The following is a 16,780-nucleotide window of genomic DNA, read 5'->3' on the forward strand; positions in this document are numbered from 1 at the left end:
ACTTACTTTTGTAAGAAATAAAACACACGCGAATGTTAAAGGAAAAAGAAAGAGTCGTATACAACTTTCTGGCGATATTAGATTCAATCATTGCCTGGTTGGCTCTGGATGTTGCGTTCTATTTATACTTTGGACAGTTTACTTTTTTAAGCAATAAAGATTCCATTATCCTGCACCTGGTGGTGCTGGGCTTGTGGTTGCTTTTGTCAAAAGCTTTTAGAACCAATGAAATATATCGCTCCAGGCCATTTTCAATACTGCTGTTTAATGTGATTGGGATGACTATTATTGGTGTTGGAGCTTTGGCCCTGGCCGTGTTTATGTTTAATCTGCACTATATTGGAGTCACACCATTGATATATTTTGGAGCTGTGTCGGCAGCCTTCCTATTTGTGCTAAAGGTCGTGTTTTTCTCCTACTTGAAGAGTGCCCGCCGCAGAGGATTAAATTACCGTAACATCCTCATAGTTGGTGATGAATCAGCTATTACCTTTGTTAAGCAGGTGCTGAAATATAAAGAATGGGGTTATCGTATAATTGGTGTGGTAGGCAATGTGGAATTACATGAGCGAATTGGTGACCTCGTGCCATTACTTCCTGAGGATGCAGATGTTGATAAACTGATTGAGGATAAAACGATAGATGAGGTTATCTATTGTCGCGAGAAGGCAAAGATGGAAGAAATAATGGCACTCTTAACAAGTTGCAATGAGTTAGGAGTGGTTTTTCGTATGTCGTCGCCATTTTTCAATATGCTGACTAATAAAACACACCTGCACTATTTTGATACAACGCCTGTTTTGACGATATCCAATACACCGGTAGATTATTTACTGTTGAAATTAAAGGGTGTATTTGATTTTATAACTTCCTTTTTGGTTATCACCATTTTTTCACCTGTGTTTATTGGTATTGCCATTGGTATTAAACTTACCTCCAAAGGCCCCATCTTCTTTAAGCAAAAACGTGTTGGTATGCGGGGGCGTAAGTTTTGGGTGTATAAATACCGTACCATGGTGACCAATGCCGAGGATCTCAAGGCTAGTTTAATGGAGCAGAATGAAATGGATGGCCCTGTCTTTAAAATTGAAAAGGATCCGCGAATTACAGGAATAGGATACTTTTTGCGAAAGACGAGTTTGGATGAATTACCACAGTTTTTTAATGTCCTATTGGGTGATATGTCTATTGTAGGACCTCGTCCGCCTGTGCCGGCAGAGGTGCGTGAGTATGAGCGCTGGCAGCTTAGGCGCTTGTCTATGAAGCCAGGTATAACATGTGTCTGGCAGATATCACCAAGCCGCAATGATGTGTCCTTTGAGGAGTGGATGCGTATGGATTTGGAGTATATTGACAACTGGTCGTTAAGGCTTGATTTTGTTATTATATTGAAAACGATTCGAACCATGTTAAGAGCTGATGGGCGGTAAAACACTAATTATGCAAAAGTATATTTTATTACTAATTGTGCTGGTTTTATGGAGTGCATGTTCAACACGTCCAAAGGTGCCAAGAGGACTACCTGGCGAAAAGGAGATGGCTCAGGTGTTAGCAGATGTGTATCAGGTGGAAAGTGTTTTGGGGCAAACACGTCTGTCGTATAACTCTGGGGATGAAGATCGTGTTTCAGGCTATTATAAATACGTATTGGATAAGCACCAAATGAGCAAAGCCGAGTTTGATAGCGCCATGGCATGGTATGCAGATCATCCGGTAGTGTTGTCAGATGTTTATAGTGAAGTAATTGAGATCTTGAGCAGACGCGATGCTGAGCTCAAAAACCAAATGAATAAGGAAAAAGAAGAGCAGAAGAAGCTACCCAAAGTACCCAGCAGATTAGAGTTGTGGAATGATAGCACAGCCTTTCATGTGCCATTTAATAAGGCTGACTCGCTGGATAACCGAGTGCCATTCAGTATTGAGCTAGATTCCATCAGTGGTGGTATTCTTCGTTTATACGCAGGCTATACCTTCAGAGAAGGAGGTTTCTTAGACAGTGCTCAAATGAAGATGATTGCCTTGTATGCCGATAGTACTTTGGATACTGTATATTACCAGATTCATAAATCATTTAACAAAGTGAATGGTAATATCTCCCATAAAATTGACGCAGGTAAACACGTGATAAATGTGAGCGGTTTTTTGTTGGAACATGATACGACAACAGCAACGGTGGTTGATATTGAAGAGGTTAAGCTAAATTTCATCCCTACTGTTGGAATGGAGAGAGTAGATCTACAATAATGCGCAAGGTTAGTGCTCACTATTATTTAAAGTCGGATGGTACTTTTGGGAAGTCACCAGTTGTAGAATTGGATGTCGACGGAAGAATTGTTGGTGTGCGTGAGATGGGTCATCAATTTAAAGAAGAGCCGGGTTTAGAATATTTCCCCGGCATTATTGTTCCTGGATTCGTGGCTTCATGTTATTCAACTGATGCCAAAGTCATTGCGGATGTGAAACGTTTAGGTCTGATTAATGGTGTACTGCGATGGCAAGAGGGCGAAGATATAATTGCACTCGATGATTATCAACGCGCATGGTCTGCGATAAAGGAAATCCTTAAAGAGCAAAGGGGTATGGCGCCTTTAGGGCATTATCTGTTGAAGCACACCTTTAGGGCGGCTCAATTGCTTGGTAATACCGAGTGGGGTATTATTGGCGAAGGGGCTATTCCTGGTTTAATTGTTTTGCAAAATATCGATTTAAGGAATTTTTCCATTACAGAGAAGTCATCATTTAGAATAATACAGAAATAATGAATCAACATACATATTTAGTTATAAAAGCGTCCTTGGAGGCTGGTAAGGAGATACTAAAAGTGTTTAATTCTGATGATTTTGGAGTCAGGCTTAAGAGTGATGATTCGCCGCTTACTGAAGCCGATTTGAAAAGCCATCAGGTGATAGCCAGCTACCTTGATGCAACCGATATTCCGGTTTTGAGCGAGGAGGGGGATGCCATTGAATACAATCAAAGGAGTGGTTGGACTAAACTGTGGATTGTAGATCCACTTGATGGCACCAAGGAGTTTGTTAAGCGTAGTGGAGAATTTACCGTAAATATCGCATTGGTTGAAGATCAACGTCCGATAATGGGAGTGGTTTTTGCGCCTTATCTGGGATGGTTATACTGGGGCGATGCTTCCGGTGCTTATAAAGCTGAGTTGGCAGATGACTGGCAGGATATGAATGTTGATGAACTGCTGGAGAATGTGGTAGGTATTCAACTACCTTGTCAGGAAGCAGAGGTGTGTACGGTGGTGGCCAGTGTTAGCCATTTCTCCAAAGAAACGGAGACCTTTGTGAAGGCTTTGGAAGAAAAGGAAGGCACTGTAAATGTCGTTTCAAGAGGAAGTTCCTTAAAAATGTGTCTGGTAGCCGAAGGTGCAGCACATCTGTATCCACGCCTTGGACCTACTATGGAATGGGATACTGCAGCCGGACAGGCTGTGGTGGAAGCATCGGGGGGACAATTGTTCGACTGGCATTCAAAGGCGCCCATGAAATACAATCGAAAAGATTTGCTGAATGGCTGGTTTTTAACGCTGGCTAAGGGCTTAAATGCAGCTGATTATTGGCTGCTTTAGTGTCGTATTATTGAATGTGTTCATTTACTATCTTTTTATTCAACACTATTCTTCGTTAAAGAATTTTAAATTGCAATTCAAATACTGATTTTTATCACAATACCGCTATTAATTTCTTATCTTTGCGGCTCATTGTTGAATTATAAAAATCAATACACAAATGGCTGCAATTGACAGTTTTAATTTCGCAGGAAAAAAGGCGATAATCCGTGTGGATTTTAATGTGCCTTTAAATGATAAATTCGAAATTACAGACGATACTCGTATTCGTGCTGCGGTACCAACCATCAAAAAAGTGTTGGCTGATGGCGGAGCTGTAATTTTAATGTCTCACTTGGGTCGTCCTAAGGGCGAGGCTAAGCCAGAGTTCTCATTAAAGCATATCGTAGCTCATCTTTCTGCTACTTTAGGTGTTGATGTAAAATTTGCACCAGATTGTATTGGTGATGAGGTAAAAGCAATGGCTGCTGAACTTAAAGGTGGAGAAGTATTGTTGTTGGAGAACCTGCGTTTCCACAATGAAGAAACCAAAGGTGACGAAGGATTTGCAAAGCAGTTAGCTGAGTTGGCTGATGTATATGTGAATGATGCTTTCGGTACAGCTCACCGTGCACATGCTTCTACCACTATCATCGCCCAGTTTATGGATGAGAAGATGGCAGGTTACCTTTTAGATAAAGAGATTAAATTCCTAGGTGATACTGTAGAAAACGCCGAAAAGCCATTTGTTGCTATCGTTGGTGGTGCTAAGGTATCAGGTAAATTAGAGGTGTTGAAGTCGTTAATCACGAAGGTAGATACTATCTTAATTGGTGGTGGTATGGCTTATACTTTCCTGAAAGCTCAGGGACACAATGTAGGTAACTCATTAGTAGAGGAAGATTTGGTAGAAACAGCTAAGCAAATTCTGGTTGATGCTGAAAAGAATGGCGTTAACTTCATGTTGCCTGTTGATAACCTGGCTGCTGATAAATTTGCCGATGATGCAGATATTATGGAAGTTGGTAACGATATTCCAGAAGGTCGCATGGCATTAGACGTAGGTCCAAAAACAACGGCTGCTTATGCTGCTGAAATTGCTGGTGCTAAAACGGTTGTTTGGAACGGTCCTATGGGATGTTTCGAAATGCCTAACTTCTCTAAAGGTACTTTTGGTGTTTGTCAGGCTGTAGCTGATTCATCAGCCGTTTCTATTATTGGTGGTGGCGACTCTGTTGCTGCTGTTAATCAAAGTGGTTTAGCTGATAAGATGAGCCACATCTCTACAGGTGGTGGTGCTTCTCTTGAGTTCCTGGAAGGAAAAGAATTACCAGGGGTTAAAGCGATTCGCGGATAATTATTATCTGAAAATATATTAATAGGGCCTGTTGACGTATGTTGACAGGCTTTTTTGTCTGTCAACTTTCAAGCTTATCAACTCATCACCTTTATTTTTACTATTATCTTTGCCCAAAAGTTTAATCAATGACGTTACTATACAATATTGGCATCGGTGCTTATTCAATTGCTCTGAAGTTGCTGGCTTCATTTAATGTAAAAGCTAAGTTGCTACAAGAAGGGCGAAAGGAAACACAGCGCAGATTAAAAGAATTGCGGCTGGAAGGTAAGGTTGTGTGGATTCATGCTGCCAGTTTGGGAGAGTTTGAGCAAGGTCGTCCAATAATTGAGAAGATTAAAGAGCAGCATCCCGATTATAAGGTAGTCCTTACCTTCTTTTCTCCATCGGGTTATGAGGTGCGTAAAAATTTTGATTTGGCCGATCATGTTTTGTATCTGCCGGCAGACACAAGGCGTAATGCCAAGGCGTTTATTCAAGCTGTCAACCCCGAAAAAGTCTTTTTCATAAAGTATGAATTCTGGCATCACTTTTTGCGTGAGCTGGCAAAGTGCCGTGTGCCCGTATATGGAGTGTCCATGATATTTAGAAAAGAGCAGACCTTTTTTAAGTCATATGGTGGTTGGTTTCGTAATATGCTGAAGACTTTTGATAAGTTATATGTGCAGGATGAAATGTCTGGCAATTTATTAGCCGGTATCGGAATTAACAACTATTCGGTAGCAGGCGATACGCGTTTTGATCGCGTACGCACCATTGCCGGGGAGTCGAAGGATTTCGAATTGATTGAGCGATTCGTGGCATCGAGTCAGAAAGTAATTGTGGCTGGTAGTACATGGGCACCTGATGAAGATGTCTTAATTAATTACATCCAAAAAGTAAATAACGGAGTTAAGCTGATTATTGCACCTCATGAAATTCACAGGGAACATATCAAGCAGATAGAGGACAAACTGAATGTGCCATTCTTTCGTTATACCGAAGGGGCAACAGAGCCCGATAAAGCTCGTGTATTGATTGTCGATACGATTGGTATGCTATCGTCTATCTACAAATACGGACAGGTAGCTTATATTGGCGGTGGATTTGGTGTGGGAATTCATAACACCTTGGAAGCTGCTACTTATGGCATGTCTGTGCTTTTTGGGCCGAATTACAGGAAGTTTAAGGAGGCACGCGATTTGATTGAGTGTAAGGGCGGTTTTTCTGTAAAAGATGCCAATGAGTTTAACCGGCAAATGGAAAGCTTATGGGATGAGCCTGACACTTTAAAAGCGATGTCTGCTAATGCACGTCAATATGTAGATAGTATGTGTGGAGCCACCAGCTTGATTATGGCCGAGCTATTTGACAAGGATTGATGCTAAAAATTTTTAAATAGAGAAGCTGAAGAACGATGTTTTTCAGCTTTTTTTATTTGTATTTAATAGTGTGTTAATAAAATTCCAAAAAATGGAATTTATGTATGGCAATCAGATTTTTTATTGCTGCATATGCAGCTGCAATAGCGTTATACTTATAGTAATTTCAGTCCTTTTGAAAGTTACAATAGCTAATAGGAAAATTCCTTCTTGTGTTAATAAAAATATCAAAATGGAAAACTTTTGCAAGGGTGGTAAAGTGTTAAAGTGATGAAAAACAGTATTTAGGCAAAAAGTTTTGGATAACTTTAGTCGGGTGTTGAAAACTATTGTTTGCTCAAAGTATCAACCTTTGCTAACTTGCAATCACGTAAAAAGGGAATCAAAAAAATACTAAATACCATTTTATCAACACCTTAAATTTTTGTGAGCAAATGGCTGTTAAAGAAATCGACCTAAAAACTAAAAATGTGAGTAAAACTTATACCTATGATGAAGCATTTAATGCTTCGCTTGAATATTTTCAAGGAGATGAGTTGGCTGCGCGTGTATGGGTAAATAAATATGCCCTTAAAGATTCGGATGGTAATATTTATGAGTCTAATCCGGATGAAATGCATTGGCGTTTGGCCCGTGAGATTGCACGAGTAGAGGAGAAGTATGCCAATCCTATGACGGTAACCAAGCTTTATGATCTGTTGAAGAACTTCAAATACATTGTACCGCAGGGTGGGCCCATGTCAGGTATTGGTAATACCTATCAAATTGCTTCATTATCCAATTGTTTTGTAATAGGTGATGATGGCCCGTCTGATTCATACGGTGGTATCATGAAGGTTGATCAGGAGCAGGTACAACTGATGAAGCGTCGTGGTGGCGTTGGTCATGATTTGTCTCACATTCGCCCTAAAGGATCACCTGTTAAAAACTCGGCATTGACATCAACCGGTATTGTGCCTTTTATGGAGCGTTTTAGCAATTCAACGCGCGAAGTGGCGCAGGATGGTCGCAGAGGAGCTTTAATGCTTAGCGTGTCTATTAAACACCCCGATTCGGAGTCGTTTATTGATGCAAAAATGGAGCAGGGCAAAGTGACTGGAGCCAATGTATCGGTAAAGATTGATGATGAGTTTATGCAGGCTGTGGTTGATGGTGAGAAATACACACAAAGCTATCCGGTAGGTGCGAAAGAACCTAAATATACGAAAGACATTGACGCAGCTGCATTGTGGTCGAAGATTGTTCATAATGCCTGGAAATCGGCTGAGCCGGGTATTCTTTTCTGGGATACCATCATTAAAGAATCGGTGCCTGATTGCTATGCCGATTTAGGCTACAGAACGGTTTCTACCAATCCTTGTGGTGAAATTCCATTGTGTCCATATGATAGTTGTCGATTAATTGCACTAAACCTGTATTCATACGTTGAAAACCCATTCACGCCAAAGGCCAAGTTCAACTTTAAGTTGTTCCGTGAGCATGTAGGTTATGCACAACGCATCATGGATGACATCATCGACCTTGAATTAGAGAAGATTGACGGCATCCTGGAAAAGGTCATTGCCGACCCAGAGAGTGATACAGTTAAGCGTGTTGAGCGTGAGTTGTGGGAGAATATCCGTAAAAAAGCTGAAGAAGGACGACGGACTGGTGTAGGTATCACTGCCGAAGGCGATATGTTAGCAGCGCTTAACTTGCAATATGGGAGCGATGTAGCTGTTGATTTCTCTATTGAGGTGCATAAGAACCTGGCTTTGGCTGCTTATGGTTCTTCTGTTGAACTGGCTAAAGAGCGTGGCGCATTCCCAATTTTTGATGCAGCTAAGGAAGCTAACAATCCATTTATCAATCGTCTGTTTGAAGCCGACCCTAAGCTGGCTGAAAAGATGAAGAAATATGGTCGCCGTAATATTGCAGCATTAACCATTGCGCCAACGGGTACCACCAGTCTCATGACACAAACCACTTCGGGTATTGAGCCGGTATTCCTGCCAGTCTATAAGCGACGTCGTAAGGTGAATCCAAATGATCCTGAAACGCGTGTTGACTTTGTGGATGAGGTTGGAGACAGCTGGGAAGAATACACCGTGTTTCATCATAAGTTTGTGACTTGGATGGAAGCCAATGGCTATGCAACAGCCAAAAACTACACCCAGGAAGAGTTGGATGAGCTGGTAGCCAAGTCACCTTATTATGGGGCTACTTCCAATGATGTGGATTGGGTGAGCAAAGTACGCATGCAGGGAGGTGTTCAAAAGTGGGTAGATCACTCCATCAGTGTGACCATCAACCTGCCAAATGATGTATCGGAGGAATTGGTTGGTAAGCTTTATGTTGAAGCATGGAAGAGCGGCTGTAAAGGCGTAACTGTTTATCGTGATGGTAGTCGTGCTGGAGTATTGGTGGCCAATGATAAAAAGGATGAGGACAAGACCACCGGATTTCCTAAAAAGCGTCCGGATGAGTTGGATGCTGATGTGGTGCGTTTCCAGAATAACAAAGAAAAGTGGATTGCTTTTGTTGGTTTAATTGATGGTAAGCCATACGAGATATTTACCGGTTTGTCAGATGATGAGGATGGTATTTTATTGCCAAAATCTGTACTTACAGGAAAAATCATCAAGAACCGTGAGGAGGATGGTACATCACGTTATGATTTCCAATTTACCAATAAGCGAGGCTACAAAACCACCATTGAAGGACTATCGCACAAATTTGATAAGGAGTTCTGGAACTATGCCAAGCTAATATCAGGCGTATTACGTCACCAAATGCCTATTGAAGGTGTGATTGAATTGGTGGCTGGCTTGCAGCTCGACAGTGAATCAATCAATACCTGGAAGAATGGTGTTGAGAGAGCACTTAAAAAGTACATTCCTAATGGCACAAAAGCCAAGAAAGGAAAGTGTGAAAACTGTGGTTCTGATGAATTAATCTACCAGGAAGGGTGTTTGATTTGTAAGAGCTGTGGTTCATCGAAATGTGGTTAATATCTGCCAAATAAGTAACCTGAAAGAAAAAGAGACATCCGTTAAGATGTCTCTTTTCTTTTGGTATTTAATTGCCTCTTCCACGCAGGGTGATGCATGGAATAATCATTTCTTCAAGTGATATGCCACCGTGCTGAAATGTATCGCGGTAATAGCTTACATAGTGGTTGTAATTGTTGGGATAGGCAAAAAAATCATTGTTGCAGGCAAAAATATAGGCTGTTGACACATTATACCTTGGCAGTGATGCTTCACCTGGTTTTAATACTTCATATACCTCCTTTGACTTGTAAGAAAGATTTTTACCTTGCTTATACCGCAGGTTGGTATTCACATTTCTGTCACCAACTACCTTAACCGGATGTTGTGCGCGAGTGGTGCCATGGTCGGTGGTAATCACCACTTTAATATCTTCATCTTTCAACTTTAGTAGTAATTCTCTTAGTGCCGAGTGCTTATACCACGACTGAGTCAGGGAGCGGTAGGCTGCTTCGTCGGGGGCCAGCTCTTTAATCATCTTTACTTCAGTGCGGGCATGCGACAGCATATCTACAAAATTAAATACAACAGCGTTCAAGTCGTTTGGTAACAAACTGTGTAGTTCCTCCAATAGGTTTTTACCAGCCTCACTATCAGAAATCTTGCGGTAGGCGTAACTGTGTTTGAGGCGAAAGCGCTCCAGAAGTGTGCCCAATAGTTCCGCTTCATATTTATTTTTGCCTTCATCGCTGTCATCATCCACCCAGAATTGAGGGTATAGTTCTTTTATTTGTGCTGGCAGCAAGCCTGAGAATACTGAATTGCGGGCGTATTGTGTGGCTGTTGGTAAAATACTGAAATACGGGCACTCATCTTCAATAACAAAGTCTTCCACAATGGTTTTCTTCAATACTTCCCACTGGTCGTACCTAAAGTTATCTATTACAATGAAAAATACTTTTTGTCCATCGTTGAGTAATGGGAGGACTTTGCTCTTAATGAGGCTGTTCGACATCAGAGGTGCCTCTTCAGGTTTCTTCAGCCACGCAAGGTAATTGCGCTTAACAAACTTGGTAAAGGTTTGAGTTGCTTCATTTTTCTGCATGCTCAGCACCTCATCCATTGTGCCGTCTCCGTGTTCCAGTTCCAGTTCCCAGTATATCAACTTTCGGTATACATCCACCCAGTCGGTATGGGTAAATGAATCGTTTATCTTCAGTGCTATTTGTCCGAATTGCGACTGATAGCCCGACGTAGTTGTTTTGGTGACTAATTCCTTTTTGTCAAGGTGTTTTTTAATGGATAATAATATTTGTCGCGGATTAACAGGCTTAATCAGGTAGTCGGCAATCTGATTCCCGATGGCCTGATCCATAATATCCTCCTCTTCACTCTTGGTGATCATGATAACAGGCACTTCAGACCGGAATTCTTTCAGTTGTGTTAATGTCTCCAGTCCAGATAACCCGGGCATATTCTCATCCAGGAAAATCAAATCGTAGAATGTGGCTTTGACCATTTCCAGGGCATCATGCCCATTAGTGGCAGTATCAATCTCATAACCTTTTTCCTTGAGAAAAAGTATGTGAGCCCTCAGGTGTTCTATTTCGTCGTCCACCCAAAGGATATTTATCTTATTATCTGTCATAATCAGATTTTAGTCGTCGGTTCATCAAATGATTCATCTGCATTATGCAAATACCACACCATTAATAGGTCGATTTAAAGAATGTCTCATACGCATCCGGTTCGCCGGAGGCTTCCAGTTTCTTAAGGTTACTTGCAGAAATAGCCCAGATGTAATGCTCTTTTTGCTTAAAATCGCGTGTAAGATACGGGTACTTATCCATACCTTTTATGTAAGTCAGGGCTTCATCAGCATTGCTGAAGCCATCAATCTGAACCATGCGATAGTCATCTGCAAAATCAATTAACTGTACTTTGTTACTGGTGCCAATGTTATTGCGGGTATATGATGCGAAGTTTTTATGTACGCGATTAAAATCAAGGCGTGTTTTTCGAATCATTACCACTACCAGGTGACCTTCTGCTTTGGTTTCGTCAAATAAAGACGGTTTTTCAGGTTGAACAGATGCTTCCTCTTCAGGCTCAGTCACAGTCACAGGTTTTTCAACTTCATCTTTGACTTCTGCAGGAGGTGTAATAACAGTTGCTTCAGTACCTTCCTTTTGTGCACTGATTACTTCTTCTTCCCGGGTAGTAATTTCAGTTGTTTTGCTGGTTTCAACATTACTGTCACTGCCAATGGTTTCGTTGGACGTAATAGAAGTGTCGGATGTCTGTTGTGGCACCACTTGTTCTTCTGCTATTGTGTCTGTCACCTCTGGCTGAACAGTTGGCCGTACCTTATCCAATTCCCTAGTATCTGCATGTTGCAGGTAGTACTTATCAAAGAATTCGATGTATTCTTTAACCAATCCGGATAGATAAAACTTGCTCGTATTGCTTTCGGATATGATAATAACCTCCTTATTTATCTTCTCAAAGCCAAAGAACTGATGGTTTTCCCGCAATCCATAGAAGTAATCCATGGCTTCAACCCGATTGGCAAAACCACTGACAACAATAGCTGCAGAACCATCCAGTAATCGCTTTTGCTGAATTTCAAAATCATGCAGCAGGTAGCGTGAGAAGTTGTAGTCGGCCACATAGTAAATAGCTTTATTGATATTACCTTCTTTGATGGACATGACAACTAACTCGTATGGCTCATTTTCGATGTATAGATAACCTGCTTGTTCTTCTGTTGTATCCATCGTGCTATCAGCTTCTGCATGATGCTGACTACCTTGGCCTGGAGCATTGGCAAACAGTGTTCCCTGTACGGGTGTTTTGCCAGCTTCAATGTGTTCCAGTAAGGCCTGTGCTAAGGCTGCTTCTTCACTTTCTTTGTTATTGTTTATAATAGTGGTGAGGTCCGTTTTAAAAGCCTCTACAGCTCCCTGTTTGCCATATGACAAACCGCGAAGCAATAAGTATTTGTTAGTAAGGACGGCTTCGCCCTCAATATCTTCAATAGCCCGGCTGCTATTGGTAATTACGTCGTTGAAGCGGCCAAACAGGAAGGCTTCATATGTGGCTGCATATGCTTTTGATTCAGCTGCTTTCTTATCCTGAATTTTTTGTAAGAAGTCAGGATCATTTAAGAAAGCCACAAAGCGGTGGTTCGGAAACTCTTGTTCGATCCTTGATTGGGTAGCTGCCATGCCTCCTTGGTCGCCGTTGAGGCGATAGGCATTATACAGGGCTATAAGTGCCTCATCACGTGACTCGGCTTGTGGATAGCGGTTTAGTAACTCTTCAAAAGCATCAATGGCTTTCGGGTAATTTTCGAGTCGATCCATAAAAACCAACCCTTGTTCGAGTAAGGCATCCTCAATCTTCTTGTCTGATATTTGTCGCTTTTCCTTGCTAAGAGGTATATCAGCCAGCAGTTGCTCACGTGTTGGCGCAGCCTGACTGGTTTCGCCGGCCTGCTGATTCGCCTGGTTGTCACTTTCTTTATTTGCATCAGAGCCTCCTTGCTCAAAAGGATTGTCGGGCATAGCAAACGGATCGTCTGTTGGTTCGTCAGCTACTTTACTTTTATCTTTTCGTCTCCAGTTATCTTCAAGTTTGCGCTTGCCCCAGCGTTTCTCAAACTCCATTTTGCCCATAGCCATCGAAGTTTGGTTGTAGAAATACCACTTGCCGGTTTGGCCAAAGTTGTTTGAATTACCCCTGTTTTGGTAAAAGAATGCATCACTCAGACTTTCTTCTTCCTGTATTTTTCTGAGTTTTTCCTGTTCCGCTTCTTTTTCAGCAATGATATTATCGAGGTAGGCATAAAGCACTGGTTCGCTCATATCGGCCAGGTTCTGCAGGCTATCCTCACGTTCCACTGTTAGGAGGTGTTCTACTAATCCGCTTAGCCCATAGTGACGTTCCTTCAATTCATCCAGTTTCTCATAGTCCTCGTTAATGACCGTTAACGCACTGTCGTAGTAAAAATAGGCATTGGCATAGTCCATCCGTTTATAGTATATCTCTCCAGCTTCACGGTATGATAGTCCTTTTTGATTTGTGTTATCAATACTGGCATTTACTGAGCGCTTAAAGTTAGTCAGCGCTTCTGCTTCATTGTTTTCCTGAAGAGCTACTTTACCAAAGGCATAGTAGATACGGTCCAGGTAGTCACTGTTCTTCTTATCCTTGCGCAGTTTGTGGAGCTGCTTTTTAACTTCTGCGATATTGGCGTCTTTGTACACAATGGATGCCTGGTTCACCTTAGCATTGAAAGTCATCTCGTAGTCGGCACTTGCTTTAGCCACATAAGCGAAAGCACTGGCGGCTTCATTGCGCTGGTTGTTCAGCAAATACAATTGCCCCAATATGTAGGAGTAGCGCAGGCGTTTGTGTTTGTTTGATTCGTCGTTAACAGCATTTTGCAAGTATTGGATTGCCTCAATGGATTTTCCCTGCACAAGCAGCAGGTTGGCGTATACGGCCATATAATCAGGGTATAATTCAAGTGGAGCATTGCCACCTAAATCATAACTTTCAAGGGCTGCCATGGCTCCAATGTAATCGCCTTTGTCGGTATAAGCACGAGCTTGCCATAACAAGGCCTCATACATAGATTCTGAGTTGGGGAAGTCGCGCACTACCTGCTGCAAGGTGCGGATGGCCAGCAGTTGTTCATGTTTATATACCTGAGCCTTACCGATAAGGACATAGGCATCATCCACCCAGGCATTAAATTCCTTTTTGCTGTAAAATTCAGCGGCATATGCATTGTTTCTCGACCGTTTTTTAGGCTTGGCCGTAATCGAATGTTTCTTTATGAGTTTCTGTCCTTTTTCAATGGCCCGATCCATATCACCAGTGGCTACAGTGGCTGCATCAGGATCCGATGATTCAAATACTGGTAAAATATTGGAGTAGTCATTCTGGTAAGCCTCAATTATGGCCTTGTCACCATTTTTAAAAGCTTCTCTGCCGTTGTAATAAACATTGTAATAGGCAGTCAGGTTGTGATAGTTGCGGCTTACCCAGGTGTTTTTTTTTGTGCTGCAGCTCCAAACTAAAAGCAGGGTAAGTATAATGCTGATTTTTCTAAGAATCATGAATTCTCTTTTCGACTTTAGGTATTACTAAGACCTTAAGTATGGTTATAAACAACCTTGTTAAGGTCTTTATATTCAAAAATAATAGCTTTTGTTTAAGTAATAGCTTTTTAACTAACTAAACTCGTATTTGACAAAAATATTTCATTAATCGTCAAAAATAGCCATGTAGAGCAAAAACAATTTTTAAATTTACCAATTATCGGCTCAGGCCACTCTTGGTGAGGATGTGTAGATTTAGCTAAATTATGAGAATTAATATCATTGAAGACGACAGAGTTTTTAACAAACTGATTGAACACACGCTTAAACTCAATCCGGAATATGAGGTATCTACCTTTTTTAACGGGAAAGATTTTATCCGCAGCCTCGATAATAATCCGGATGTTGTAACGCTTGATCTGGGTTTGCCAGATTTTACCGGTAATGAAATTCTCAAAAAGATAAAACGATATAATCCTGAGATTGATGTTATTATTATTTCAGGGCAGGACGACGTGTCAACGGCTGTTCAGCTGTTGAGAGAAGGAGCCTATGATTACATTACCAAAGATGAAAATATTAAAGAGCGCTTGCTGCACGCTATCAACAATATTAAAAACAAGCAAACGCTTAAGAATGAAATTACTCAGCTTAAAAGCGAGATAGGTAATAAGTACGATTATAAAAATGCCATTATAGGTGACAGCCCGGCAATAAAGGCCGTGTATGCGCTCATTGATAAAGCCGTTAATGTACCCAATATCAATGTGTCGGTATATGGTGAGACAGGTACGGGTAAGGAGTTAATTGCCAAAACGATACATTATAATTCACCACGCAAGGATAAGCCTTTTATTGCTGTTAATATGGGCGCCATCCCACGCGAACTTATCGAGAGTGAGTTGTTTGGACATGAGAAAGGAGCTTTTACCGGCGCCATCAATACCAAAAAAGGGAAGTTTGAAGAGGCTGATGGAGGGACTGTATTCCTAGATGAGATTGGCGAAATGGATTTCAACCTGCAAGTGAAGTTGCTGAGAGTGTTGCAGGAAAGAGAGATTACGCGAGTAGGTGGTAATGCGGTTATTAAAATTAATACACGTATTATTACAGCCACCAATAAAGATCTGGCTGAAGAATCGCGCAAAGGTAACTTCCGCGAAGACTTGTACTATCGATTGCTGGGACTGCCCATTCATCTGCCATCGTTAAAAGACCGCAACAAAGATGTACTGCTGCTGAGCAGCTTCTTTCTGAAAGCCTTTTGTAAAGAGAACGGGCTCAAAAAAATTGATTTAACACCGCGTGCAAAGAAAAAGCTGTTGAGTTACAATTTTCCGGGTAATGTAAGGGAGCTGAAAGCCATTGTTGAGTTGGCTGCTGTGCTAACTAACACTAATATTATTGATGAGGAGCACATCGTCTATAATTCTACTCAAGGCGAAATGGAGATGTTTGGGCGTGAGATGACGCTGAAGGAATACACCGAGTCCATCATTCGTCATTTCCTTAAGAAATACAATAATAATGTGTTAAAGGTGGCGGCCAAACTGGATATTGGTAAGTCCACTATCTACAACCTGATAAAAAGAGATAAAGAAGCGGAGTTGAATTAGGTGTTTTCAACCTTCTGTTCCATCGTCCTCCTAACAAGAAGGTTCATTGTCAGTAAGTTATTTCTAAACAGGCAGAATAGGTGTTAAGATTTTTTTGTAGCTTTATGTTAATGTTTAACCCAAGTCTTAAATACCTGACTATGAAAATGTACATTAGGAAATACCTCTTAATAGTAGCCTCTGTGGTGTGGGTGCTTCTTATTTTATTGAGTGCAATTTTGTTTAATTGGTTCGATAAAGAGATAGATGATTTTTTGTCGAAACTTATTTTTCCAACACTCATCGTTATAATATCGGGTTTGGTTCAGTGGATGGTGTCAAAACCCATAGCCGAATATATGGATAGTCCCAATATGGAAGTTCCCGACTTCTCGGTTGTTAAGAATCACAAGCTGCCACACAAAAAGGGTCTAAGTCTTGAAGAATTGACAAAGAGTTTGCCTAAACGGTTTGTTGTATCGCACATTGATACAGAAAGTAAAAAGATAAAGCTCTACGATAAAAATATATGGCAATGGGGTATTGGTTACATCATTGAAATGAGGCCGGAGGAAACCATTGTCTTTAGTTTCCCATTTAGTAGTCACGCTATTGGAGCTGAGCGTGTTCGAGAAAAGAGTGTTGCTCAGCTAATGGCCTGCCTGGATTAATTCCCAAGGCATGGATTTTGTAGATTAAAAAAATGTTCTAACCTTCTATTGTTTAAGCAATGCAACAGCTTTTAACCTTAGATTAAATTTGAACCACGAATTTCACTAATTAACACAAATTGTTCCGCCGTTGCGGAGCAATAATTAGTGG

At 41.2% G+C, this 16,780-nt stretch carries 11 protein-coding genes; 9 read left to right on the plus strand and 2 right to left on the minus strand.

Annotated elements, in window-relative coordinates; all coding sequences use genetic code 11:
* Window positions 1–32: 32 nt before the first annotated feature.
* The 7 genes from KEM09_RS02380 to KEM09_RS02410 all read left to right on the plus strand — a co-directional run bounded on the left by KEM09_RS02380 (window position 33) and on the right by KEM09_RS02410 (window position 9,276).
* Window positions 33–1,430: a sugar transferase gene (locus KEM09_RS02380; protein ID WP_212224914.1), complete on the plus strand. Its 1,398-nt coding sequence runs from the start codon at window positions 33–35 to the stop codon at window positions 1,428–1,430.
* A gap of 10 nt (window positions 1,431–1,440) precedes the next feature.
* Window positions 1,441–2,244 (plus strand): DUF4296 domain-containing protein, encoded by an 804-nt coding sequence (locus KEM09_RS02385; RefSeq protein ID WP_212224916.1) that lies wholly within the window; start codon window positions 1,441–1,443, stop codon window positions 2,242–2,244.
* A complete protein-coding gene (locus tag KEM09_RS02390; protein ID WP_212224918.1) occupies window positions 2,244–2,759 on the plus strand; it encodes a hypothetical protein in 516 nt (171 codons plus the stop codon). The genes KEM09_RS02385 and KEM09_RS02390 overlap by 1 nt, the downstream gene beginning before the upstream one ends.
* Window positions 2,759–3,589 carry a 3'(2'),5'-bisphosphate nucleotidase CysQ gene (cysQ, locus tag KEM09_RS02395; protein ID WP_212224920.1) on the plus strand — a complete coding sequence of 277 codons (831 nt, stop codon included), beginning with the start codon at window positions 2,759–2,761 and terminating at the stop codon, window positions 3,587–3,589. The genes KEM09_RS02390 and cysQ overlap by 1 nt, the downstream gene beginning before the upstream one ends.
* Window positions 3,590–3,749: 160 nt before the next feature.
* Window positions 3,750–4,925: a phosphoglycerate kinase gene (locus tag KEM09_RS02400; RefSeq protein ID WP_212224922.1), complete on the plus strand. Its 1,176-nt coding sequence runs from the start codon at window positions 3,750–3,752 to the stop codon at window positions 4,923–4,925.
* A gap of 128 nt (window positions 4,926–5,053) precedes the next feature.
* Window positions 5,054–6,286: a 3-deoxy-D-manno-octulosonic acid transferase gene (locus tag KEM09_RS02405; RefSeq protein WP_212224924.1), complete on the plus strand. Its 1,233-nt coding sequence runs from the start codon at window positions 5,054–5,056 to the stop codon at window positions 6,284–6,286.
* A 434-nt stretch (window positions 6,287–6,720) separates the two neighbouring features.
* Window positions 6,721–9,276: an adenosylcobalamin-dependent ribonucleoside-diphosphate reductase gene (locus KEM09_RS02410; protein WP_212224937.1), complete on the plus strand. Its 2,556-nt coding sequence runs from the start codon at window positions 6,721–6,723 to the stop codon at window positions 9,274–9,276.
* Window positions 9,277–9,343: 67 nt separating this feature from the next.
* Here the strand turns inward: KEM09_RS02410 and porX are convergent, their stop codons facing one another.
* Together porX and porW are read right to left on the minus strand one after the other, a co-directional pair.
* Window positions 9,344–10,903: a T9SS response regulator signal transducer PorX gene (gene porX, locus KEM09_RS02415; RefSeq protein ID WP_212224939.1), complete on the minus strand. Its 1,560-nt coding sequence runs from the start codon at window positions 10,901–10,903 to the stop codon at window positions 9,344–9,346.
* 61 nt (window positions 10,904–10,964) lie between these two features.
* The gene (gene porW, locus KEM09_RS02420) at window positions 10,965–14,381 is read right to left on the minus strand and encodes a type IX secretion system periplasmic lipoprotein PorW/SprE (RefSeq protein ID WP_212224941.1); all 3,417 of its coding nucleotides are present in this window, start codon (window positions 14,379–14,381) and stop codon (window positions 10,965–10,967) included.
* Between the two features lie 248 nt (window positions 14,382–14,629).
* Here porW and KEM09_RS02425 point away from each other — a divergent pair, with 248 nt between their 5' ends.
* Both KEM09_RS02425 and KEM09_RS02430 read left to right on the plus strand, forming a co-directional pair.
* Window positions 14,630–15,979, plus strand: coding sequence for a sigma-54-dependent transcriptional regulator (locus KEM09_RS02425; RefSeq protein ID WP_212224942.1), 1,350 nt, complete (start codon window positions 14,630–14,632; stop codon window positions 15,977–15,979).
* 140 nt (window positions 15,980–16,119) lie between these two features.
* Window positions 16,120–16,629: a hypothetical protein gene (locus KEM09_RS02430; protein ID WP_212224944.1), complete on the plus strand. Its 510-nt coding sequence runs from the start codon at window positions 16,120–16,122 to the stop codon at window positions 16,627–16,629.
* Window positions 16,630–16,780 lie beyond the last annotated feature (151 nt).

This window comes from Carboxylicivirga mesophila (assembly GCF_018271975.1).
Taxonomy (GTDB): Bacteria; Bacteroidota; Bacteroidia; order Bacteroidales; family Marinilabiliaceae; genus Carboxylicivirga; species Carboxylicivirga mesophila.